Source organism: Stutzerimonas kirkiae (assembly GCF_004327335.1).
In the GTDB taxonomy this organism is placed as follows: domain Bacteria; phylum Pseudomonadota; class Gammaproteobacteria; order Pseudomonadales; family Pseudomonadaceae; genus Stutzerimonas; species Stutzerimonas kirkiae.
This window is the reverse complement of record NZ_QJUO01000010.1, coordinates 40,265-62,693: the sequence shown is the minus strand read 5'-3', so window position 1 is coordinate 62,693 and position 22,429 is coordinate 40,265. Positions and strand designations below refer to the sequence as shown.

Here is a 22,429-nt window from a genome sequence, read left to right as displayed (position 1 = left end):
TAATGGGTCTTCTTCGATTGAGGGGTCGATCATCTATGCAATAGCGGCAGCTTCGCAAGTTGCTTTAGCGGGTGTGGGTATCAGTGCAAACTGAAAAAACGACGGGCACAGGCCGTGGTGTGGGCCGCCAGCGCCGAGGGGCTTTCGCCTCGGCAGCGTGCGACATCGTATAGCACCTGCACCAGGTAGGCGGGCTCGTTCAGGTTGTTTCTGGGGCGCGGCTGCAGGCTGCGGGGCAGCAGGTAAGGGGCATCGCTCTCCAGCATCAGGCGGCCCGCGGGAATGTCGCGTACCAACTGCTGCAGGTGGGTGCCCCGCCTTTCGTCGCAGATCCAGCCGGTGATACCGATGTGCAGCCCCAGGTCCAGGTAGGCGTAGAGCGCTTGCCTTTCACCCGTGAAACAGTGGATCACCGCGTTGCAGAGGTGATCGCGGACGGATTTGAGGATTTCCAGCATCCGCTGGCTGGCGTCACGCTCATGCAGGAAGACCGGCAGGCCGGTTTCCGCGGCCAGTTGCAACTGGGCCTCCAGCGCGGCCTGTTGACGTTCCCGGGGCGAGAAGTCGCGGTTGAAGTCCAGCCCGCACTCGCCGACGGCGCGCACCCGGCTTTCCTGCAGCAACTGCTGCAATTGCCTGGCGCTGTCCGCCCGCCAGTCCTTGGCGTCATGCGGGTGAACGCCGGCGGTGCAGTAGAGTGAGCTGCCGCTGGGGTCCAGTTCATGGCATAGCGCCAGGGCCTTTTCGCTCTCAGCGATGCTGGTGCCGGTCAGCAGCATCTGCCTTACGCCGGCGTCATGGGCGCGCTGCAGTACCTCCTGGCGGTTGCTGGCGAAGCTGGGGTGGGTGAGATTGACGCCGATGTCCACCAGCGGTTCCGCTGGGTGGTTTTCCTGGGTGCTGAGTGCGCTCATGGCTGATCTTTATCAGGTGGTTCTGGCGGTATTGCCTGTGGTGGTCGCTGGGAGGCTGTGCGAATCTTCGCACCAGGCACCTGGTCAGCAAAAGTGGGAACGCACCATTCATGCGATTGCCTTCGGTCATTCTGCTGTTTTTACTGGCACAGGTCATGTTGCCGGCACAGGCTCGCCTGCAGGGGCCGCAGGCCTGGCACCCCGCCGACGCCGGCGCCAGTCAGGTCCGAGACCTGGCGCAGATCCGCCGCAGCGGTGTGCTGCGCGTGCTGGTCAACCAGAGCCGCAACAGCTCGGGCGAGATCAGGGGCGAGGCCGTGGGCATCGAGTACGCACGCCTGAAGGCTTTCGAGCAGTTTCTCAACCGTGATGCCGCTGCCGGCCATACGATCACCCTGAAGATCATTCCCAGGGCCAAGGACCAGTTGCTGGCGGCCCTGTTGCGCGGCGAAGGGGATATGGTCGCGCCCGGAGAGCGCCTGGGCATGCCGGCCGGCGCGGCACTGAGCCGAAGCCGGGCGCTGGTCGCTGATGTACCGATGGTCCTGGTCGGGCGCAAGGGCGGGGCGCTCTATTCGAGCCTCGAGCAATTGTCGGGGCGCAGTCTCGCGTTGCCGGCCGGTAGTGCGGCCGGACCTGCGCTGGCACGCCTGAATGAGCGCCTGCTGGCCAGCGGTCGGGCACCGCTGGTGATCGAGTGGGTTGACCCGAGCCTGGCGGTGGAGGATGTGCTGGAGATGGTACAGGCCGGTATCTATCCACTGACGGCGGTCGAGCTGAGCATCGCCCAGCGCTGGGCCCGGGTGATGCCGAAGCTGCGCATCGACCGGCAACTGACCCTGGGAGAAAAGGCCGGCATGCACTGGTTCCTGCCGCAGGAGGCCAGCATGTTGCGCGCCAGCGCGGACCGTTTCATCAAGAATTACCGGGCGCCAGACAACCAGGATGCGCTGTTCGAGCGGGTCTACAGGCGACTTTACCGGGTCCAGTACCCGCTGGACCGGATCGGCCGGCAACGCCTGGATGCCGTGCGCCCGGTGCTGCAGCGGCATGCCCGTGAGCAGGCGCTGGACTGGCTGAACCTGGCAGCCCTGGCTTTCAAGGAATCCACCCTCGACCCTTCTGCCCGTGGCGCTTCGGGCGCCATCGGGCTGATGCAGGTGACGCCAGCGACGGCGCGCAGCATGGGGGTCGGCGATGTGCACCGGCTGGATAACAATGTGCAGGCCAGTGCCAGGTACCTGGCCAGTATCCGCCGGCAGTTCTTTTCCAGCCCGCGACTGAACGAACGCGAGCGCATGGCCTTCGTGCTGGCGGCCTACAACCTGGGGCCGCAACGTGTGCAAAGCATGCGTGCCGAGGCGCGGCGGCGCGGCCTGAATGCCGACCAGTGGTTCTTCCAGGTCGAGCGGGTGGCGATGGATAGCGCGGGCATGGGGGTGGTCAGCTACGTCAACAGCGTCAACAAGTACTACCTGGCCTATGCCCGCGAGCGCTATCGGCTGGAGCGGTAGCAGCAGCTTGAAGCCGGAAGGAAAAGCGATAGCGTGACCTGCAACGGCTTGAAGCTTCTGACTTGCCGCTGCGCCTAGCGCTCCTGCTCGGCCTCGTATTTATCGAATGCATCACGGGCGATGATGCGCCCCAGGGCGATCAGTTCCGGGGCCTTGTAGAACTCGTAGAAGCGGCAGGCGCGGCGCGGTACGTTGATCAGCACATTGGGTGGATAACCGGCGATCTTGTACTGGGTCAGGGACGACTGCATGACTTCGAAACTCTGGTTGATCAGTTCCAGCAGCGAGGCCGGCCCACCGACATCGATCACCACTGCGCCTTCGGCGGACTTGGGGGCGCCCTGGCCGGTCGGTACGCTTGGCGGCTGCTCGTCGTCCTGTAGCCTGGCGATATGTTCTTCCAGATCACGGGCGCTGCGGCGCAGGAACGGCAGGCGCGAACTGATCGAGTTGATGACCGTATCGAAACGGCCGGGTCGGCTGATTTCCGGCAGCGGGTACTGCTTGTGATTGTTGCCGTTCAGGTTGACGGCGATGATCAGGTCACAGTGGCTGGAGACCACCGGTACGATCGGCAGCGGATTGAGCAGCCCGCCGTCGACCAGCATGCGCTTGCCCTGTATCACCGGGGTGAACAGGCTGGGAATGGCGGCCGAGGCGCGCATGGCCAGTTCCAGGCTACCCTCCTGGAACCAGATTTCCTGCTGGTTGGTCAGGTCGGTGGCGACTGCCGTATAGGGGATCGGCAGGTCCTCGATATCGATATCGCCAATGATCTCGCGTACGCGGGCGAAGACTTTTTCGCCGCGTACCGCGCCCAGGCTGAAGCTCGGGTCGAGCAGCCGCAGCACATCCAGGTAGTCCAGGCTCTCGACCCACTCCCGGTACTGGTCCAGTTTGCCGGCGGCGTGGATGCCACCGACCACGGCTCCCATCGAGCAACCGGCGATGCAGCCGATCTCGTAGCCACGTGCTTCGATTTCCTCGATGACGCCGATATGCGCGTAACCGCGCGCACCACCGGAACCCAGCACCAGAGCCGCTCGCTTGCCCATGTTCGCTTCCCCTTCGACAGGGGTGCTAGCTTCGGGCCTGTGCGGATGCGGTGCAAGCTTCATCTGCCAGTGGCTTTGCCGCGTCTTCGCATATGGAGGCGCAGCAGCCATTTCTCCAGTTCCGAGCCGAGCAGCACCAACAGCGCCGCGGCGCATACCTTCAGCCAGTCGTCCGCGCTCAGGGCTGCGGCACCGAACAGGTTCTGCATCGGTGCTGTGTAGGTATAGAGCAACTGCAACACGGCACAGGCGGCAATGGTCAGCAGGATCCAGGGATTGCCCAGCAGCCCTTCGCGGGTGAGCACGCTGTCGTGGATGTGCCGGCTGCTCAGCAGGTAGAACATCTCCGCCATGACCACGGTATTCACCGCCATGGTGCGCGCGGTCTCCAGGCTGGCGCCCTGTTCCAGTTCCCAGAGGAACAGGCCGAGGGCGCCGGTCATCATCAGCACCGAAACCAGCACCACGCGCCAGACGAAGAAGCCCGACAGCAGCGGTTCGCTGGGCGGCCGTGGCGGCCGGCGCATGATACCGCGCTCGGTCGGCTCGGCGGCCAGGGCCATGCCGAGGGTGCAGGAGGTCACCATGTTGATCCACAGCACCTGGGCCGGGGTCAGCGGCAGGGCGAACTGGAACAGGATGGCGCTGATCACGATCAATGCTTCGCCACCATTGGTCGGCAGCATGAACAGAATGAACTTCTTCAGGTTGTCGTAGATCGCCCGGCCTTCGCGCACGGCATTGCCGATGGTGGCGAAGTTGTCGTCCACCAGCACCACATCGGCGGATTCCTTGGCCGCCTCGGTGCCTTTCAGCCCCATGGCCACGCCGACATCGGCACGCTTGAGGGCCGGCGCGTCGTTGACGCCGTCGCCGGTCATCGCCACCACCTGGCCGCAGGCCTGCATGGCCTGCACCAGGCGCAGCTTGTGCTCGGGGCTGGCGCGGGCGAACACGTCGATATCCATCACCACCTGGCGTAGCGCTTCATCGCTCATCAGCGCCAGTTCCGCACCGGTCAGCGCCGGCCGGCCGACACCGATGCCGAGTTCGGCGCCGATGGCCCGGGCGGTGTCGGCGTGGTCGCCGGTGATCATCTTCACGCGGATGCCGGCGTCATGGCATTCGGCCACGGCGGCGATGGCTTCCTCGCGCGGCGGGTCGATCATGCCGACCAGCGCCAACAGGCTGAAGCCACCCTGGTCGATATCCTCGAAGCCGAGCAACTGCTGGCTGTCGTCGACCCGCCGGCGGGCCAGGGCGAGCAGGCGCAGGCCCTGGGCCGCGGTATCGGTGGCCATGCGCCGCCAGTAATCGGGGTCCAGTGGCTGTTCGCCGTCGAGGCCGAGCTGATGGTCGCAGATTTCCAGCAGGCGCTCCGGCGCGCCGACCATGAAGATACTGGTCTGCCCCGGGCCGGCATGGTTCAGGCTGGCGCGGAAACGGTGTTCCGACTCGAAAGGAATGCTGTCGCGGCACGTCCAGGTGGAGAGCACCTGTTCGCTTTCCAGCCGGTTCTTGGCCGCCAGCACCAGCAGCGCTGCCTCGGTCGGGTCGCCCTCGATCCGCCAGCCTTGCCCTTCGGGCTGGATGCGTGCGTCATTGCACAGCAGGCAGGCGTGGCCGATCAGTTGCAGGCGTTGCCGTTCCTCGGGCGATAGCTTGGCACCGTCACGGCTTATCTCGCCTTCCGGAGCGTAGCCGACACCGCCGACCTGATAGCGGGCATCGGCGCAGATCACCCGCTGCACGGTCATCTCGTTGCGGGTCAGGGTGCCGGTCTTGTCCGAGCAGATCACCGTGACCGAGCCGAGCGTCTCCACCGCCGGCAGGCGGCGGATGATCGCGTGGCGCCGGGCCATGCGCTGCACGCCGAGGGCCAGCATCACCGTCATGATGGCCGGCAGGCCCTCGGGGATGGCCGAGGCGGTGAGGGCCACGGCCATCATGAACATCTCGCCGGGATCATGGCCGCGCCACAGGGTGCCGAGGGCGAAGGTCGCCGCCACCATCGCCAGGATCACCATGGCCAGGCCGCGGCCGAAGCGGTCGATCTGCCGCAGCAGGGGCGTGGAGATGGCCTGTACGCGGGCCAGCATGCTGTTGATCTTGCCCAGTTCGGTTTGCGCCCCGGTCGCCACCACCAGGCCGCTGGCCTGCCCGTAGACCACCAGGGTGCCGGACCAGGCCATGCAATAGCGGTCACCCAGCGCGGCATCGGCGGCCACCGCTTGCTCGTTCTTTTCCATCGGCAGCGATTCGCCGGTCAGGGCCGCCTCGTCCACCCGCAGGTTGCGTACGTCCAGCAGGCGCAGGTCGGCGGGCACCTTGTCGCCGGAAACCAGTAGCACGATATCGCCGGGCACCAGTTCGCTGGCGTCCACTTCGACGCGGCGACCATCGCGCAGGACATTGGCCCGGGTGCTGAGCATGTTGCGGATGCTGTCCAGGGCGCTTTGTGCCTTGCCTTCCTGGATGAAGCCGATGATGGCGTTGACCAGCACCGCGGCGAAGATCACCCCGGTGTCGACCCAGTGTCCGAGCAGTGCCGTGACCACCGCCGCGCCGAGCATCACGTAGAGCAGGATATTGTGGAACTGCATGAAAAAACGCAGCAATGGCCCGTGGCGGGCGACTTCCGGCAGGCGGTTGTAGCCATGGCGTTGCCGCAGCAGTTCCACCTGCTCGGTGCAGAGGCCGGCGCGGTCGCTGTCCAGCGACTGGAGGCATTCGCTGGCGGGCAGTTCGTGCCAGTTCGGGTCGTGGGGGGCGGGCATGGCAGACTCCTGTCATTGGCTCCGGTGTGTCATGGCTGAAAAACCCTACGCAAGACAGGGGGTTCGAACAAGGCGCAGGACAGTGTCTTTGTCAGTAAAGATTACCGCTATCCGTCTTGCGCCATGGCACCTCGATAACCGTACCGGAAGTCATAGGCTGGAAGTGACATGTCACTGGCTTGCAATCCCTGGCGGAACCCTGGACGCTCGGATTCAGGCTTCAAGCGAAAGGGGAGACGTGAACAATGACCGAGTACAAGGTGTTCGGGGTGGAGCTGGCCGAACGGATCGCCCGCGTAACGATCGACCGCGCGGACAAGCTCAACGCGATGAATGCGGATTTCTGGCGGGAAATCGTGGAGATCTTCCGCTGGGCGGACGATGCCGACGAGGTGCGGGTGGTGGTCCTGGCCGGGGCCGGAGAGCACTTCTCGGCGGGTATCGACCTGCAGTTGCTAGGGGAGGCCGCCAGCCAGATGGGGCCTGATGCAGGCCGCAATGCCGAGCGCCTGCGCCGACGCATTCTCGAGTTGCAGGCATCCTTCAACGCCGTGGATGAGTGCCGCAAGCCGGTCATCGCCGCTGTCCAGGGGTACTGCCTGGGCGGGGCGATCGACCTGATCGCGGCCTGCGACATGCGCTACTGCAGCGAGGATGCACGCTTCTCGATCAAGGAGATCGACATGGGCATGGTGGCCGATGTCGGTACGCTACAGCGGCTACCGCGTATCATTGGCGACGGTATGTTGCGCGAACTGGCCTATACCGGTCGTACCCTGGACGGCCGCGAAGCGCAGGCCATCGGGCTGGCGAACCGCTGCTACGGGACTCTGTCCGAACTGCAGGAAGGCGTTCTGCAGGTTGCCCGGGAAATCGCCGCCAAGTCGCCACTGGCCATACGCGGCACCAAGCGGATGATCCGCTATATGCGCGACCACCGGGTCGATGACGGGCTGGACTATGTCGCGACCTGGAATGCCGCGATGTTGCAGTCCAGCGACCTGCCTGTCGCGATGGCGGCCCATATGAGTAAAAAGAAGCCGGATTTCGAGGATTGATGAGCCAGACGATGGGACAGACGATGACGCGGCGGGGTGTCTGATGGGATTGCGTTGGCAGGCTGCCTTGCTCGACCCCGGGGAACCGGGCGGGCTGGCGCTGGTGCATTGCCACCAGCATTTTCTGTGCGATAGGCAGGGCGTACTGTTCCCTCGCGATTGGCTCAAGCGCCTGGCGCTACCCTTGCTCAGCGAGCAGGGACTCGGCCATTTCGACGGCGAGCGAGTGTTCCTGCTGGTGCTGGAGCGCCAGTGCGAAGTACCCGGTGCGGGCTGGCTGGGGCTGCGCCAGTTGATGCAGGAGGATGACGATCACGAGCGCTATCGCATGCTCGCCTTTGCCGCACAGATCGCCACCTGGGCCAGCCAGCACCGCTTCTGCGGCAGTTGCGGCGCGCCCATGCGCCAGCGCCCCGGCGAGCGGGCGATGCATTGCGAGGCCTGCGGCACTCATCACTATCCGCGCATCTCGCCGAGCATGATCGTGCTGGTGAGCCGCGGCGACGAGATCCTGCTGGCCCGTTCGCCACGCTTCGTGCCGGGCGTCTATAGCGCCCTGGCCGGTTTCGTCGAGCCCGGGGAGTCAGTCGAGCAGTGCGTGGCGCGGGAGGTGCGCGAGGAGGTCGGGCTCAGTATCCAGCCGCCGCATTATATCGCCAGCCAGGGCTGGCCCTTCCCGCATTCGCTGATGCTGGGCTTCCATGCCGAATATGCCGCTGGCGATATCGTGCCGCAGCCCGAGGAAATCGAGGACGCTGCCTGGTTCCATGTCGAGCGCCTGCCGGTTCTGCCTTCCAGGCGTTCCATCGCGCGCTATCTGATCGAGCTCTATGTGGCCAGGCGGCTGGGCAAGGAGGAGCCAGCACCGCCGATCTGACTCCCTCGACGCCCCGCCGGCCGCTCAGTGTGGCGCTCGGGAAGTTACCGTCGCTTCGGGCGGGCCCGGCAGCAACAGTAGCCGCGTGCTGTTGCGTTCATCGAACAGCCGGCCCGCCAGCCGCTGCAGTCGCCGATGGTCGATGGCCGTGACCAGTTGCGCTTGCCGGCTCAGGTAGTCCGGAGTCCCCCAGGCCCGATAACCGAGGACCAGGCGTTGCAGTTGGGTGCCGGGGTCCGTCAGGCGTTCTTGCTCGCTGTTGGCCAGCGCCTGCAGGGCTTGCCGGCTCTCTTCGGGGGACAACTGTCGCGGCAGATCGCGCAAGGTTTTCAGGGCCAGTCGCCAGAGCTCCTCCACTCGCGCGGGGGCGCTGCTGAAGGTCAGGCGGCTTTCCACCCGATTGCTGTCCTGGTTCAGGCTGCTGTCGAAGACCAGCCTGTAGACGCCGCTGGCCTCGCTGCGCAGCGCCTGTTTCAGGGCGCGGTTGGCCATTGGTGTCAGCAGCCTGATGGCCGCGGCGTCTTCCGGGCTCCAGGGCAGTTCGCTGTAGCTGTTGGCATTCAGTGTGGCGCGTGGCTCCCGAGCGATGCGCAGGGTGGCGCTGCGCATGCCGGCGGCCTGTCGCCCGGACGCCATGTCGACGCCTGGCCTTGCCGGAGCCCTGGGAATCGCTGCGAGTTCCTCGCGCACCAGGCTTTCCAGCCGCTCCCGCGGGATGTCGGCCAGCAGGTAATAAGTGACCGGATGGCGTGCCAGTCGTTGCCAGTCTCGCCTGATGTCCTGTATCGACAGTGCCTGCAATTCCCCCTGGGTCGGCATTTGCCAGGTCGCGTGCGGATTCAGTAGTGCCTGTTGGCTGGCATTCTGGCGCAGTTGCAGGTCGTGGCGGACACTTTCCAGGCGCTGCTGGAGCTCCAGCCGCGATGCATCGAACATTGCCTCGTCCAGGCCCGGGGCCGTATGCAGGCCCCGGTAGAGGGCGAGCAATGCGCCCAGTTCGGCGCTGGGTGCGTTGGCGTGGAATTCCAGCCGTTGCAGGTTGTGCTCGAGGCTCAGGTTCAGGCCATGACTGCTTTGCCATTGCCGCCGTTGCTCGAGGCTCCAGGCAAAGGGCGCGCTGCGCGAGAGCAGTTGGCTGGCCATCTGTTGCCGCCAGCCGGTTTCAGCCGGGCCGAGTTCGCCGGCGCCGGTCTCGGCCTGCAGGTAGGCCCGCTGCAGCGGGAAGCCGGGCTTGAGCCAGACCAGCCGGTCGCCGTTATCGAGTTGCCATTGCTCTACCTGTTGCGCCGGGAATGTCTTGCGCTGGACGATATGACCTGGCCTGCCGGCGCTGGGGGCATCCACCGGGTCGACGGAGGGCGTGTCCTGGAGCGGCTGCGGAGGTTCCAGCCGCTGTCCTTGCCAGTGGGTGCGAAGCCCATTGAATCGCTCATTGGAGGCCAGCGTCAGCGGGCTGAGCCCTGGAGCGCTGTACTGGAGTATCTGGTCGGGGCTGGACAACCAGTGGCGTAGCCGCTGGTTGAGTTCGTCCAGGGTGATTCCGTCCAGTTGGCGCAGGGTCGACTGTGCGATTTGCGTGCGCGACTGGACGATGCCTTCGCGCAGGGTGGCATCGTTCAAGCGCGTGACCCATTGCTCGAAGCTGTATGGCTGGGCGTTGTCCAGCATGCCTTGGGCCGTTTCACGCAGGGCTTGGCGCGCGCGCTCGCCATCGGCGTGCTGTATCCCCCGCTGGCGCAGGCGTTCGATCTCCTTGAGCAGCACTGACAATGCATCGTCGTGCCGGCGTCCGTCAGGTGTAGCGGCGATGGCCAGGACGGAGGAATAGCGGCCGATCTGGTTCTTCCTTACCGCGAAAGCGCTGACGCCATCCTGCGGGGCCTGCCTGCGCAACTGGCGGGTAGCGGCGTCCAGCGTCATGCGGTCGATCAGCCGTTCGCGCAGCCCGGCCAAACCGGGCGCGCGGCTGGCGGCTTCATGCCCGCGAAACATCAACGCCAGTTGGTTGCTGCCGCTCTCGGCATCCTGGACGCGCACGATATGCAAGCGTGGCGCGAGGGTCAGTTCCCGGTAGCCCCGCTCCGACAGCGGAGCGGGCAGGGCGCTGGCGAAATAACGTTCGAGCAGGTGCCGGAAGCGTTCCGGGTCGATATCGCCGACTGCCGATAGGGTCATGTTGTTGGGGCGATACCAGCGCTCCTGGTAGTCCCGCAGCGCCTCCAGGCGTGCGCCGAGGATGGCTTCCCGGTTGCCGATGGTGGCGCGTGCCGGGTAGCGCGAGTCATGTCGCTGGGCGGCTGTGCGCTGGTCGTTCATGCGCTGGGCGACACCCAGGCCGCCGCGCCACTCCTCGATGACGATAGGGCGTTCTGCCTCCAGATCCGTCGCCGTGAAGTCGGCGGCGAATGCCAGGGTGGCCAGTGCCTGCAATGCGCGCTCCAGCTCCTGGACGCCCCGGGGCGGGCTGAGCAGGTACTGGGTGCGTTCGTAGTTGGTCACGGCATTGTAATGCAGCCCCTGTTGCCAGTGGTGTTGCTGCAAGTAGTCGCGCAGCCTGGCCGGCAGCTCGCCCTGGTTGTAGAAGTTGAGGTGCTCCAACAGATGGGCGACACCGACCTGCCGGTCCTCTTCGTCCAGCGAGCCGGCCTGGACGGTCAGGCGGATGTCCAGGCGTTCGTTCGAGGCATCCTTCGGCGTGCCCGGATTGACCAGGCGGTATTCCAGGCCGTTGCTGAGCTGGCCTCGGATAATCGCCGGGTCCCATTCGCTGGAAGGGGATATATGGGTGCAGGCGCCAAGCAGTGTGCTCAGTAACAAAAGAACATAGATGGGCATCGGTATTTTCCGCTGAGCCTGCCTATCTGGCAGGCATTCTTCGGGTTGTCGCACGCGACGCGAAAATCGCTCCCGGCGATTCTTTGGCGTGAAACGAGGTATGCACTCCCAGCCCCGATGGAGTCGGGTGCTGGGAGTCGCGGATCGCCTCAGAAGCGGTAGCCGACTTCAAGCCAGAATTGGCGGCCGGTCTCGTAGGAGGTGTAGGTGGCTCCGCTGCGGCTGTAGGAGGTGCGGTTGATCTTGTCGGCGACATTGGTGATGTCGACGGCGACGAACAACGATTGATCCTTGCCGGTGGGCCGTTCCCAATGGATGCGGGTATCCCAGGTCGGGGCTCCCTTGATACGGTGCTTTTCGTAGAGGTCGTAGCTGATACCGTCGATTTCCACCGTACCGGAAGTGCTTTCTATCTGGTCGTAGGCACCGCGATAGCGGAAGAAGTTGCTCCAGGTCAGGTGTAATGCCGGGATTTCCGTGATGCTGGTCAGGCGCAGTGTCCAAGGGCGGTTGAAGTCAGCGGCGGGCAATTCGCTGTAGCGCATGATCGAGCCATCGTAGACCACGTCCGCATCGGCATATTCGTCGGCGTCTACCGCCGAGTCGTAGTTGCCGTAGGCACTGAGGGTACGGGACCAGTCGGCGGCGAGTTGGAACGAGGTGCGGCTGCCGGCCAGATCCAGGGTGGGTTGTGGGGTGATGGTCAGGCTGACGTTGTCGCTGTCGCTGCGCCCGGCGTTGGTATAGAGGTAGTAGTATTTCGTGTAGGTGACGCCGTCGCCGTAGTCGAGCCCGGTGACATTGGCATAGGCCCTGACGACCTGGTCACGGCCATAACGGCGGACATAGTTGAGGCGGAAGTCGGTTTCCAGCCAGTGTTGTGCGATGCCCAGTGTCAACTCATCGTCGTAGGGGATGTCCAGCGAGGAAAACTTGTTGGTGTTGGCCGTCGTGATCATGTTCCAGTTGCCGGTGCTGCTGGTGCGGGTCATGGTGGTGTTGAGCGCCTGGCGGCCATCGGCCAGGCGATACTTGAACAGGTTGCGACCGTAATAGCGATTGGCCCCGGCACTGAGGACCGTCGCCTGGTTGTCGAACAGGTCGTAGCTGGCGACGAAGCGCGGAGCCAGGGTCTTCTTGTCCATATAGTCGTCGCCCTCGAAGCGCAGGCCCGGGCGCAGGGTCAGACGGCCCCATTGCAGGCGATCCTGCAGGTACAGGGCATACTTGTTTTCAGTGGCTTCGATCTTGCCGGCGGCATACCGTATTTTCAGGCTCGAGTACTGGCGGGTGCTGCCGTTGACCAGGTCGCCGATCGAGCAGAGATCACTGACGCCATCGCAACTGGTCCCGTTGTCACGGCGGAAGGCGGTCGTCGAAGATGCCGCATTCGGGCGCTCCCAGGTGGCCTTCTGATGGGACAACTCCAGGCCACTGGTCAGATTGTGCTCGGTGTGCAGCAGGAACAGCGGCGACCAGTCACTTTTGAGGCTGTAGGTGGCGCCGCGCTGTTTCTGCTCCAGATTCCCGTAGGAGCCCTCGGCGCTGCGGGATGTCGAGCTGCTGGACGAGCCCCAGTTCTTGCTGCTGGAGTAATACCAGTTGATGTAGTCGTTGGATTCGGCCGTGCGCGAGCTTTCCAGTTCGGTCAGCGCCAGCTTGTGAGTCCATAGCGCATGGTTGCCCTGCCATTCGCCTTTCAGGCTCCCCTGCCAGCCGCCGCTTTCCAGGTCAAAGCCGGAATCGATGCGGTTTTCCACGAAATAGTAGTCCTTCTGTGGCGCATAGGTCAGCGAGCCGTCCAGTACCAGCCGCTCATTGACGTTCCAATAGGTCTTGAGCAGGTAATTGTCGATGCGCCGGGTCTGGTCGGTTTTCTTCGTGTCGCCGGCATAGCCGCTTTCATAGCGGTACTGTGGAATGGTCGAGCGCTTCTGCGAGAAGTTCAGAATGGCTCCGAAGTCTTCGCTCAGGTGCCCCTCAAGGGTGCCGCGTACGGTGGTCTTGAGGAATTCCGGCTGGTAGTTGCCGGTGGTCGGGTGATCGAAATTTTCTTCCTCGCCGTCGATGACGTGGTAGTTGGTCCATTCCGAACGGGACATGGCGAAGGACAGCTTGCCATGCAGATCCGGCGTCGGGCGGCGGGTGATGGCGTCGATCACGCCACCGTTGAAGCCACCGTATTCGGCGGGTACGTTGCTGTCGTAGACCTTGACCTCTTGCAGCAGGTCGGCGTCCAGCGCTATGCCATGGGAGCGGCTGGGCGTGGTGTCGAAGGAGCGGATGCTGTTGAAGGTGTGATAGCCGGGGTCCAGGTCATTGTTGATGTTGATCCCGTCGATCATGAAGTTGTTCTGGTAGTAGCGGGCTCCGTTGATGCTGATATCCGCCGGGTTGATTTCGCCGGGGGTGTTGCTGCTCTGTTGCTGGCTGCTGAACTGTACCGAAGGGTGCATTTTCAACAGGGTGGTGATGTCGCCATTGGCCCCGGGGAAAGCCTGGATAGCCCGCTGGTCGATAATGGTTTCGCCGGGCAGCCCTTGCTCCTCATATCCCAGCACCAGTAGATCGGCAATCCGCAGGCTGTCCTCGATACTGCTGCCGGTGTCGCCTAAGGGACGGATTTCCAGGGTATCGCTGGCGGTCACCGTCCAGCCCAGGGCGGTGCCGCCGAGCAATTGCTCCAGGGCCTGCAGGCCCGACAGATTGCCTTGTACGGCGGATGCCGAATGCGACTTGACCAGGTCGCTGTCGACGCTGATCGGGATACCTGCCTGCTGGCCGAAGCTGAGCAGCGCAGAGCCCAGAGGCTGGGCCTCTATGGTGAAACGATGCGTGCCATGCAGCAGGCTGGTCACTTGTGTTTCGGCCGCCTGCAATCCATGACCGCCAAGGCTGCTCGCCAACAGCAGGGCGCTGGCCAGGCGACGGAGCATACGAGGGTTGCCCGTCGCATCGCGGGTGTTGGCTTGTGTATCCATGAAGAAATCCCCTTGCAAGTGCCAATGGCAAAATAAGTACGAATGAGTCGTAATTGTTCGAGCTTCGGGGAATGACGCAGGCCACGGAAAAATCTTCACGGCCCGTGCAATCTTTTTATGGTTTGTGATTCTTGGCGAGCAGCCTCAGGGCTATGGCTGACGCGAAGCCAGCAATTGCCCGCAGCGATTTCTTGTGCTTCAGTCGAGGGTAATGCGCAACTGCCCGTCAGGCAGTTCCTGCAAGGTCCCGTCATGGGGACCAATGGCGCTACGCAGGGAGGCCAATGGCGTGCGCAGGTCGTACAGGCCGGTGACACGCCGTGAGGCGAGGGCAGGCGAGGCGAGCTCGACGCGTCCGGGATAGTAGCGGGCGAGCTCCCTGATCACCTGGTCCAGCGGCTGATCCTCGGCGAGCAACTGATGCTGGCGCCAACTACCCATCTGCTGTGGCGGCCGGGTCTGCCGGGATAACTGGCCGGATTGGCGCTGCAACGACAACTGTTCTCCAGGCTCGAGCGGGGGCACTTGCCTACCGGCCACGGAAACCTGCAGCGAACCGCTCTGCAGGTCGATTTGCGCCTGCTGCGAGGTCAGGCTGGTCTGAAATGCCGTACCTGTCACCAGCACCTGCAATTCGCCGACCTCGACCCGGAATGGGCGCCGGCGGTCGGGAGAGACTTCGAAGAAGGCCCTGCCACCATGAAGAACCAGATCGCGGCTACCGGGTTGCAGGTTGACGCTCAGGTGAGTATCGGTGTCGAGATGCAACAGGCTACCGTCATCCAGCAGGACCTGGCGGATTTCCCCCACCTGGCTGCGGTATTCCTGCAACTGTGGCGGGCTGGCAGGCCAACCGAGCCAGAGCAGCACCAGGCAGGCCGCCAGCCCGCCAAGCAGTACCCGGCGTTGGTGGCGGCGACGCCGGGGCGGAACACGACCGGCGCCCGCACCGAAGGGGCTGACGGAGAGAGGGGTTGGCTGCCTGCCGGCGGCTGCCCGTGCCTGGTCCATCAGGGCGCAGGTCCGCGAGGCGCGTCGATAGGCCTCGGCATGGGACGGATCGGCCTGCAGCCACTGTTGCAGCTCCTCGCGCAGGGCGCTATCGGCAGGGGCCCGGCACAGGTTCAACTGCCAATTCAGAGCGGTTTCCCATACAGGATCGAATGCCTCGGCCGTGCCGGGCATGTCGTCCGCCGTCGCACCTGGCAACGGCGGGAAGTCATTCGGCTGCTTGGTGGCGTCCATCTGTGTTCTCATCCAGGCGGTTGGCGCAATGGGTAACGGCCGCACTTACCAGCTTGTGGGCCAATCCCATGGAAATATTCATTGTCTCGGCGATCTGCTGGAAGGTCATCCGGTTGAACCTATGCAGTTCGAAAGCCTGCCGCGTCCTCTCCGGGAGTTCGTCCAGGGCTTGCGCAATGATATGCAGGGCATTTTGCTCCAGTACCTGCTGTTCCGGCGAGGGTGTGCTGGCCGACATTTCGCAGAGCAGGGCTTCTCCTCCGGGATCGCGATGCTCGGCGGCCAGCCGCCGGTTGCTGTCCAGGGCCAGGTTGCGGACGATGCGATACAGGTAGTGAACGGGTTGCTGTAGTGGTGGTGTGGAACTGTCGAAACGCAGCCAGGACTCTTGCACTACATCTTCGGCCTTGGCCCGGCAGCCGACGATAGGCGTTGCATAGTCCACCAGGGCACGGCGATGCAGGGTGAACAGCGCGATTTTATCGAGCGATGCGGTCAAGTCAGTCGTTCACAATGGGGAAGGCCGCGATGGCTGAGCCTACTGTGCCCGCGAATGCGGGCCGATGAATAATGCTGGCGTTCGACAGTAAATCCGAATCATTAATATCAATCAAGGGGCCCAGGGTCTTCTGCCGGGGCGACCGCGCTATGCCGTTACCCCGTGGCAAGGCGTTTCGATAAAAGCGCTGGAGGCTGGAAAGCTGGACGAAACACCGGGTAACCCCGCGCTTTCGTTCAGCCTTGCGTTCAGCGCTCTTTGCGGCCCTTGCCCGCAAGTGGCGCGATCGCCACGGTCTTCTGCCTGAGGATATAGAGGCTCACCAGGACCGCGCTGGTGAGCATTGCCAGTCGCGCCCAGGGGAGGGGGACGATCCAGCAGGAGACGCCGATGCTCAGCCACATCAGCCCGATGGCGTAGCACTTGCCCTTCAGCGGGATGCCGTTGCCTTCCAGGTAGTCGCGAAACCAGGGGCCGAGGCGTGGATGGCCGACCAGCCATTCATAGAAGCGCCTGGAGCTGCGCACGAAGCAGGCCGCGGCCAGCAGCAGGAAAGGCGTGGTCGGCAGTACCGGCAGGAAGATGCCCAACACGCCGAGGGCGACACTCAACCAGCCCAGTGCCAGCAGCAGATAGCGCAGCAGCGGGCTGCGGCTCAGTGGAATATCGCGATGGGCCACGGCTGAAGAGGGCTGGTCAGTGCCGGCGCGGCTTGAGCAGTGCCGGTTTTTCCTCGGGAGCGTGACAGATCAGGTAGAGGGTGGTCAGCAGTTCGGGAATCTGCCCGGCCATTTCGCCGACCAGCTCGGCATCGGCGGCGATATCGGAGAACTCGGGCTGATCATCGAACAGACCTGACCCCACCATGATCGGCAGCAGCAGTTCGCTGACTTCTTCCTCGGCGTCTTCGAACCAGATTTCCTCGCGCATGAACACGCCCTCCATGAAGCCGATGCACCAGCCGCGCAGCTCGGATTCGTCGGGCTCGTCGCCGAGGGTCGGCTCGCAGGGCAGGTCCATGTCCTCGTCACTGGCCAGTTGCCGGGCGATATGCGCCTTTAGCTGTACCAGCGTCGCCTCGATGGCCTCGCGCTCGGTATCGTCGCTGTAGTGCGGCGGTTCGGCGAACAGGGCGTCGATCCACTCGCGCTCGGGCACCGGCTCGGGGCAGATGCACAGCGCGGTCAGGTAGCCATGGGCGGCGATGTAATCGAGTGCTTCCTCATGCAGGTCGTCTGCATCCAGGAACACTTGAAGGCGTGCGAGTTGCTCGGCGAATGACATCGTAGGCTACCTGGGCATGAAGAGTAGTGGAGAATTCTAGACGAGCCGGGAACTACAGGCTACCGCTTTGGGAACGCGCCAACCCGCGCGTTGCCGTTATCCACTGGCAGCGCTCGATTTCAGTTCTTGCCAGGGCCATGCAATTCTCGACTCGTTCACAGTTTCATGCGGGCATCGGGATTATCCATCGCGCCCTGGGGTTGCGGCGAAAGGCAACTGGTATACTGCGCGCCTTGTTTTGGAGAACCGCATGCTCGACCAGGCACAGCACATCCTCAAAGAAGTCTTCGGCTACGATGCGTTCCGGGGCCGGCAGAGGGCGATCATCGAGCAGGTCGCCGGCGGTGGCGATGCACTGGTGCTGATGCCCACCGGTGGTGGCAAGTCGCTCTGCTTCCAGGTCCCGGCCCTGTTGCGCAACGGGCTTGCCGTGGTGGTATCGCCGCTGATCGCGCTGATGGACGATCAGGTGGCCACGCTCGAAGAGCTCGGCGTCAGCGCCGTCGCCCTGAACTCCATGCTGAGCGCGGAGGAGCAACGCGAGATCGCGCTGCGTATCCGCCGCGGCGAAGTGAAGATGCTTTACCTGGCGCCGGAGCGCCTGGTGCAGCCACGCATGCTGGAATTCCTGCAGCAGTTCGAGATCGCCCTGTTCGCCATCGACGAGGCCCATTGCGTGTCGCAATGGGGGCATGATTTCCGCCCCGAATACCTGCAGCTCGGCCAGTTGGCGGAACTCTTCCCGAATGTACCGCGGGTGGCCCTGACCGCCACGGCGGATCGCCGCACCCGCGAGGAGATCGTCCAGCGCTTGCACCTGGAGCGGGCCGAGCGCTTCCTGTCGAGTTTCGACCGGCCGAATATCTTCTATCGTATCGTCGCCAAGGAGCAGCCACGCAAGCAACTGCTCGCTTTCCTTGCCGAGCGGCGGGGCGATGCCGGGATCGTCTACTGCATGTCGCGCAAGAAGGTCGATGAACTGGCGGCCTTTCTCAGCGAGCAGGGCTTCCCGGCGCTGCCTTATCACGCGGGGCTGTCGAACGAGCTGCGCGCCTACCACCAGAAGCGCTTCCTCAACGAGGAAAGCCTGATCATGGTGGCGACCATCGCGTTTGGCATGGGTATCGACAAACCCAACGTCCGTTTCGTCGCTCACCTGGACCTGCCCAAATCCCTGGAAGCCTACTACCAGGAAACCGGGCGGGCAGGACGCGACGGCCTGCCCGCGGATGCCTGGATGGCCTATGGCCTGCAGGATGTGATCTTCCTCAAGCAGATGCTCAACAATTCGGAAGGTGACGAGCGCCACAAGCGTATCGAGCAGCACAAGCTCGATGCCATGCTGGCGCTGTGCGAGGAAACCCGCTGCCGGCGGCAGACGCTGCTGGCCTATTTCGATGAGGAGATGCCGGAGCCTTGCGGGCATTGCGACAACTGTGTCGACAAGGTACGTACCTGGGATGCCACCGAACCGGCCCGCCAGGCGCTGTCGGCCATCTACCGCAGCGGGCAGCGCTTTGGCGTCGGCCACCTGGTGGATATCCTGCTGGGGCGTGAGAACGAGCGGATGCGTGAACTGGGGCACCAGCACCTGTCGGTTTTCGGCATTGGCAAGTCGCACACCGAGAGCGAGTGGCGCTCGCTGTTTCGCCAACTGGTGGCGCGCGGGCTGGTGGATATCGACCTGGAAGGCTACGGCGGCCTGCGCCTGAGCGATAGCTGCCGCCCATTGTTGCGTGGCGAGACGACGCTGGAACTGCGCCAGGACATCTCCAGCAAGACGGCCCGGGCCGGCAACGGCGCGGGCAGCCAGAGCAGGGCCAGCCAACTGGTGCGCAACGATGAACGCGAGCAGTGGGAAGCCCTGCGGGCGTTGCGGCGCAAGCTGGCGGAGGAGCACAGTGTGCCGCCCTATGTGATATTCCCGGATGCGACGTTGCTGGAGATGTTGCGCGGCCAGCCGGCCAGCCTCGGCGAGATGGCCGGTGTCAGTGGTGTAGGGGCACGCAAGCTAGAGCGCTATGGCGCGGCTTTTCTCGCGCTGCTCAACGGTGGCTCGGCGCAGGCGGAAAAGCCGGTGGCGGACCTGCGTCACGAGCTGGTTTCACTGGCGCGCTCCGGTATGACGCCGGAGCAGATCGCCTACCGGCTATCCTGCAGCGAGCGCAACGTCTACAGCCTGCTGGCTGAAGCGCTGGCTCATCAGGAGCTGACGCTGGAACAGGCACTGGATATTCCCGAAGACCTCATGGGACAGATACAGGATGCATTTCTGGATGGCGAAGGGGAATTGCCGCCCGTTTCGGCAATCACGGAGCGGTTCGCCGGGCGCGTGCCCGAGGGGGTGCTGTTCTGTGTCCGTGCGGCGCTGCAGGCGGAGTTCGAGCTCTGAGCGCGGCCGGCTTGTCTGGCACCTGATGGTCGAAGGGCCCCGTTCAACCTTTTTCCCGTATGAGTAATGGGCGGCGTCTCTCCGGCGCCAGCCCGGTCATGGATTCGAACAGGTTTCTTTCGCATGTCTTATCCCGATCAACATCGTTTCGCCATGCAGTTGGCGCAGCTCTCCCGTGGCTGGCGCGCGGAACTGGACAGGCGCCTGGCGGATCTGGGGCTTTCGCAGGCTCGCTGGCTGGTGCTGCTGCACCTGGCGCGTTTTGCCCATGTGCCGACCCAGAGCGAACTGGCCAAGAGCGTCGCCGTGGAGGGGCCGACCCTGGCCCGTCTGCTCGACTCCCTCGAGGCCCAGGGATTGGTGGAGCGGCAGGCGGTGGCGCATGACCGGCGGGCGAAGAACGTCGTCCTGGCGCCCAAGGCCCTGCCGTTGATCGACAGGATCGAAGCGCTGTCGCGGCAACTGCGCGAAGAGCTGTTCAGCGGTATCAGCGAGGATGAATTGCGCAACTGCCAGCAGGTGCATGCGCGAATCCTGGGCAATCTGGAACGGCATTGAACCGAAGCACCCAGGCCTTTCCAGTAGAAGCGGGCTTGCCCGCTAATAGCGCGCCACCGATCACGAAAGCTGCGCGCCAAGGCCGCCCCCGCGGGTAAATGAAGCCCTTTTGAATCAAGCATATGATTTTTACAGGAGCGGCCAGCGCATATCCTGGAGCGGCTTCAAGCTTCAAGCCACTCCCATACTCAAAAACTGCGACCCAGGTTGAGATACAGCGCACGCTCGCGCTCGTCGTTGAAACCATAGCTGAAATTCAATGGGCCAAGCGGTGTGTCGTAGCCGAGGAAGATACTGGCAGCGTTGATATAGCCACTGTCGAAGGCATTGTCATTGTTCCAGGCGCGGCCTCGTTCCAGTGATGCGCCGAGATACAACGGGAAGTCGAGTGGCAGGAACGAGCGTTCGCTCATGCGCCGATAGTAGAGCAGGCGCCCGAGGCTGACGTTCTGCCCCGAGAGGGCGTCCTGGCGGAACCCCGACAATTGCCGTGCGCCCCCGAGCAGGAAGCTCGATGTCACCACTTCAGTATCGTCCAGGGTCCTGCCGTAGCGCCCGCCGACCACCCAGGTATTGACCCCATGGCTGAATGCCTTGTTCAGGTCGATCCGCCATTGCAGGTAGCGTTCATCGGAGCCCAGGCTGTTGTCGTATTGGCGCAGGGACAGGTCGATTTCCTCGCCCTCATGGGGAAAGTCGACATTGTCCAGGGTATCGAAGGCGTATTGCAGCTTGTAGTAGCCCTCGGTGAAGCTGAACTCGGGCAGTTGCTGTTCGCCCACCCGCACACGGGCTTCGCCCCATGCCTGGCTGATACCGAAGCGGATCTCGCCATTGTTGGCGATCTGCCGTCCCAGGTTCAGGTTGTAGCCGTAGCGTTGCAGGCGGTACTCGGCGATCGGATCGTTATCCAGGATCGACTCCACATTAAGCGCATCGACGAACAGGCTGGGCGCGACGAACCAGCGTGAGCCTATGTCCAGTGGCTGGTAGAACTCGCTGTAGAGCTCCTGGTGGTCACCCAACTGGATACGCGTCAGCCATTCCGCCCCCAGTGGGTTGAGGCCGTTCTTGCGGTAGCTGGCGCCGATGTTGAAGGCGCTGTCGCCACGGAAGTCGTCCGACAGGTTGATGCCCAGGCGCAGGTAGTCGGTGCCGGAGCGCTTGCCCCTGGAGTCGATGACCAGGGTATTGCCCTGTTTGCCATGCTCGACCCGGTATTCGATCTGCTCGAAGTAATCCAGGCCGTACAGGGTTCCCATGTCCTTCTGCAGGCGCTCCAGGTCCAGTGGCTGCCCCAGCGGCTGGCGCAGGTAGCGGCGTATCACCCGGTCGTCGACCTTTGAGGTGTTGACGATACGTATGCTGTCGATACGCGGGGTACGTGGCTCCGCGCCTAGCGCCTGGGCGGTCGCGAAGTCACCGGAAGGCTCGCGCATGCCCTGCAGACGGTTTTCCAGGGCGCTGGCGGCGCGGTAGCCGGCATCGATGAGCTCCCGGGTACGACCGAAGTCGGTGGAGGCGAAACCGGCCAGCACGGGTTGTACCAGAAGGTCCTCGGCGCTCAGCGTCTCCAGTTGGCTCTCGGAGTTGCGACGGGTCATCATGGTGATCGACTGGTTGAGCACGTCCACCACCGTCAGCAATTCCTTGCGCGGTTTCAGCGGCGTGCCGATGTCCACCACGATCAGGCGTTCGACGCCCATGGCGCGCGCGACATCCATGGGCACGTTGTCCACCATGCCGCCATCGACCAGCAGGCGGCCATCGACTTCCACCGGGGCGAAGACCGCGGGGATCGACATGCTGGCCCTGATCGCCTGCGGCAGGTGGCCACGGCTGAACACGACCTTTTCGTCATTGGCGATATCGGTGGCCACCGCCCGGAAGGCAATGGGCAGGCGGTCGAAGTCGCGGGTATCGCTGACGTGTACCAGCAGGCGTTCCAGCAGCAGCGCCAGGTTCTGGCCCTGGATGACACCGAGTGGCAGGCCCAGGCTGCCATCGTCCTGGAAGCTAAGGCGGCGTTTCACCAGGAAATCCCGGTCGTCCTGCTTGCGCCTGAAGGGTACGTCGGTGCGTGGTGGGTCATCGGAGAGTACCTGCTGCCAGTCGAGCTCCAGGGCCAGCGCCTCCAGTTCGTCGGCACTGTATCCGGAGGCATACAGGCCGCCGATCACCGCGCCCATGCTGGTACCGGCGATCGCGTCGATGCGTACGCCATACTGCTCCAGCGCCTTCAGTACGCCGATATGGGCCAAGCCCCGGGCGGCGCCGCCGGAAAGCACCAGGCCGGTACGGGGCTGTGGCTGTTCCCCGGCCTGGCAGAAGACAGCGAGGAGTATAAGCAGGATAGCGAGGGCATGTTTCATGGCGAGGGCCGCGAGCGAGTCGGTGAAAGGCCGCTATTATAAGCGCCCACTTCGACTATCAGAGGTCT

Annotated in this window: 15 protein-coding genes; 5 read left to right on the top strand and 10 right to left on the bottom strand. The window is 64.0% G+C overall.

Annotated elements, in window-relative coordinates:
* Positions 1 to 80 precede the first annotated feature (80 nt).
* The gene (locus DNJ95_RS07770; RefSeq protein WP_131184153.1) at positions 81 to 914 is read right to left on the bottom strand and encodes a TatD family hydrolase; all 834 of its coding nucleotides are present in this window, start codon (positions 912 to 914) and stop codon (positions 81 to 83) included.
* Positions 915 to 1,024: 110 nt separating this feature from the next.
* Between DNJ95_RS07770 and DNJ95_RS07765 the strand changes: the two genes are divergently transcribed.
* On the top strand, positions 1,025 to 2,428 hold the full coding sequence (locus DNJ95_RS07765) for an MltF family protein (RefSeq protein WP_131184152.1): 1,404 nt from the start codon (positions 1,025 to 1,027) through the stop codon (positions 2,426 to 2,428).
* Between the two features lie 74 nt (positions 2,429 to 2,502).
* Here the strand turns inward: DNJ95_RS07765 and DNJ95_RS07760 are convergent, their stop codons facing one another.
* Together DNJ95_RS07760 and DNJ95_RS07755 are read right to left on the bottom strand one after the other, a co-directional pair.
* Positions 2,503 to 3,483, bottom strand: a complete 981-nt coding sequence (locus tag DNJ95_RS07760; RefSeq protein ID WP_131184151.1) for a patatin-like phospholipase family protein — start codon at positions 3,481 to 3,483, stop codon at positions 2,503 to 2,505.
* Positions 3,484 to 3,542: 59 nt separating this feature from the next.
* Positions 3,543 to 6,260: a cation-transporting P-type ATPase gene (locus DNJ95_RS07755; protein ID WP_131184150.1), complete on the bottom strand. Its 2,718-nt coding sequence runs from the start codon at positions 6,258 to 6,260 to the stop codon at positions 3,543 to 3,545.
* A gap of 245 nt (positions 6,261 to 6,505) precedes the next feature.
* Here DNJ95_RS07755 and DNJ95_RS07750 point away from each other — a divergent pair, with 245 nt between their 5' ends.
* Both DNJ95_RS07750 and nudC read left to right on the top strand, forming a co-directional pair.
* The gene (locus DNJ95_RS07750) at positions 6,506 to 7,318 is read left to right on the top strand and encodes a crotonase/enoyl-CoA hydratase family protein (protein WP_131184149.1); all 813 of its coding nucleotides are present in this window, start codon (positions 6,506 to 6,508) and stop codon (positions 7,316 to 7,318) included.
* A gap of 43 nt (positions 7,319 to 7,361) precedes the next feature.
* Positions 7,362 to 8,195, top strand: a complete 834-nt coding sequence (nudC, locus tag DNJ95_RS07745; RefSeq protein WP_131184148.1) for an NAD(+) diphosphatase — start codon at positions 7,362 to 7,364, stop codon at positions 8,193 to 8,195.
* Between the two features lie 24 nt (positions 8,196 to 8,219).
* Here the strand turns inward: nudC and DNJ95_RS07740 are convergent, their stop codons facing one another.
* The 6 genes from DNJ95_RS07740 to DNJ95_RS07715 form a co-directional block, all read right to left on the bottom strand.
* The gene (locus DNJ95_RS07740; protein ID WP_131184147.1) at positions 8,220 to 11,030 is read right to left on the bottom strand and encodes a M16 family metallopeptidase; all 2,811 of its coding nucleotides are present in this window, start codon (positions 11,028 to 11,030) and stop codon (positions 8,220 to 8,222) included.
* Positions 11,031 to 11,179: 149 nt separating this feature from the next.
* Positions 11,180 to 14,011, bottom strand: a complete 2,832-nt coding sequence (locus DNJ95_RS07735) for a TonB-dependent receptor (protein ID WP_131184146.1) — start codon at positions 14,009 to 14,011, stop codon at positions 11,180 to 11,182.
* A gap of 198 nt (positions 14,012 to 14,209) precedes the next feature.
* On the bottom strand, positions 14,210 to 15,256 hold the full coding sequence (locus DNJ95_RS07730) for a FecR family protein (RefSeq protein WP_165491614.1): 1,047 nt from the start codon (positions 15,254 to 15,256) through the stop codon (positions 14,210 to 14,212).
* Positions 15,231 to 15,755, bottom strand: coding sequence for a sigma-70 family RNA polymerase sigma factor (locus DNJ95_RS07725; RefSeq protein WP_131184144.1), 525 nt, complete (start codon positions 15,753 to 15,755; stop codon positions 15,231 to 15,233). The genes DNJ95_RS07730 and DNJ95_RS07725 overlap by 26 nt, the downstream gene beginning before the upstream one ends.
* Positions 15,756 to 16,003: 248 nt before the next feature.
* Positions 16,004 to 16,435 carry a YbaN family protein gene (locus DNJ95_RS07720; RefSeq protein WP_131184143.1) on the bottom strand — a complete coding sequence of 144 codons (432 nt, stop codon included), beginning with the start codon at positions 16,433 to 16,435 and terminating at the stop codon, positions 16,004 to 16,006.
* Positions 16,436 to 16,451: 16 nt separating this feature from the next.
* Complete coding sequence (locus DNJ95_RS07715) at positions 16,452 to 17,039, bottom strand: UPF0149 family protein (protein ID WP_131184142.1); 588 nt, start codon at positions 17,037 to 17,039, stop codon at positions 16,452 to 16,454.
* A 250-nt stretch (positions 17,040 to 17,289) separates the two neighbouring features.
* Here DNJ95_RS07715 and recQ point away from each other — a divergent pair, with 250 nt between their 5' ends.
* Together recQ and DNJ95_RS07705 are read left to right on the top strand one after the other, a co-directional pair.
* Entirely contained in the window at positions 17,290 to 19,431 is a 2,142-nt protein-coding gene (gene recQ / locus DNJ95_RS07710; RefSeq protein ID WP_131184141.1) for a DNA helicase RecQ, read from the top strand.
* A gap of 123 nt (positions 19,432 to 19,554) precedes the next feature.
* On the top strand, positions 19,555 to 19,989 hold the full coding sequence (locus tag DNJ95_RS07705) for a MarR family transcriptional regulator (protein ID WP_131184140.1): 435 nt from the start codon (positions 19,555 to 19,557) through the stop codon (positions 19,987 to 19,989).
* A 188-nt stretch (positions 19,990 to 20,177) separates the two neighbouring features.
* Here DNJ95_RS07705 and DNJ95_RS07700 read toward each other — a convergent pair whose 3' ends face one another.
* Positions 20,178 to 22,361 (bottom strand): patatin-like phospholipase family protein, encoded by a 2,184-nt coding sequence (locus DNJ95_RS07700; protein WP_131184139.1) that lies wholly within the window; start codon positions 22,359 to 22,361, stop codon positions 20,178 to 20,180.
* Positions 22,362 to 22,429 lie beyond the last annotated feature (68 nt).

What these genes read in the sequence shown, in the direction of transcription:
- DNJ95_RS07770 (WP_131184153.1), bottom strand. Translation starts at nt 914, where the DNA reads ATGAGCGCACTCAGCACCCAGGAAAACCACCCAGCGGAACCGCTGGTG.
- DNJ95_RS07765 (WP_131184152.1), top strand. Translation starts at nt 1,025, where the DNA reads ATGCGATTGCCTTCGGTCATTCTGCTGTTTTTACTGGCACAGGTCATG.
- DNJ95_RS07760 (WP_131184151.1), bottom strand. Translation starts at nt 3,483, where the DNA reads ATGGGCAAGCGAGCGGCTCTGGTGCTGGGTTCCGGTGGTGCGCGCGGT.
- DNJ95_RS07755 (WP_131184150.1), bottom strand. Translation starts at nt 6,260, where the DNA reads ATGCCCGCCCCCCACGACCCGAACTGGCACGAACTGCCCGCCAGCGAA.
- DNJ95_RS07750 (WP_131184149.1), top strand. Translation starts at nt 6,506, where the DNA reads ATGACCGAGTACAAGGTGTTCGGGGTGGAGCTGGCCGAACGGATCGCC.
- nudC (WP_131184148.1), top strand. Translation starts at nt 7,362, where the DNA reads ATGGGATTGCGTTGGCAGGCTGCCTTGCTCGACCCCGGGGAACCGGGC.
- DNJ95_RS07740 (WP_131184147.1), bottom strand. Translation starts at nt 11,030, where the DNA reads ATGCCCATCTATGTTCTTTTGTTACTGAGCACACTGCTTGGCGCCTGC.
- DNJ95_RS07735 (WP_131184146.1), bottom strand. Translation starts at nt 14,011, where the DNA reads ATGGATACACAAGCCAACACCCGCGATGCGACGGGCAACCCTCGTATG.
- DNJ95_RS07730 (WP_165491614.1), bottom strand. Translation starts at nt 15,256, where the DNA reads ATGGACGCCACCAAGCAGCCGAATGACTTCCCGCCGTTGCCAGGTGCG.
- DNJ95_RS07715 (WP_131184142.1), bottom strand. Translation starts at nt 17,039, where the DNA reads ATGTCATTCGCCGAGCAACTCGCACGCCTTCAAGTGTTCCTGGATGCA.
- recQ (WP_131184141.1), top strand. Translation starts at nt 17,290, where the DNA reads ATGCTCGACCAGGCACAGCACATCCTCAAAGAAGTCTTCGGCTACGAT.
- DNJ95_RS07705 (WP_131184140.1), top strand. Translation starts at nt 19,555, where the DNA reads ATGTCTTATCCCGATCAACATCGTTTCGCCATGCAGTTGGCGCAGCTC.
- DNJ95_RS07700 (WP_131184139.1), bottom strand. Translation starts at nt 22,361, where the DNA reads ATGAAACATGCCCTCGCTATCCTGCTTATACTCCTCGCTGTCTTCTGC.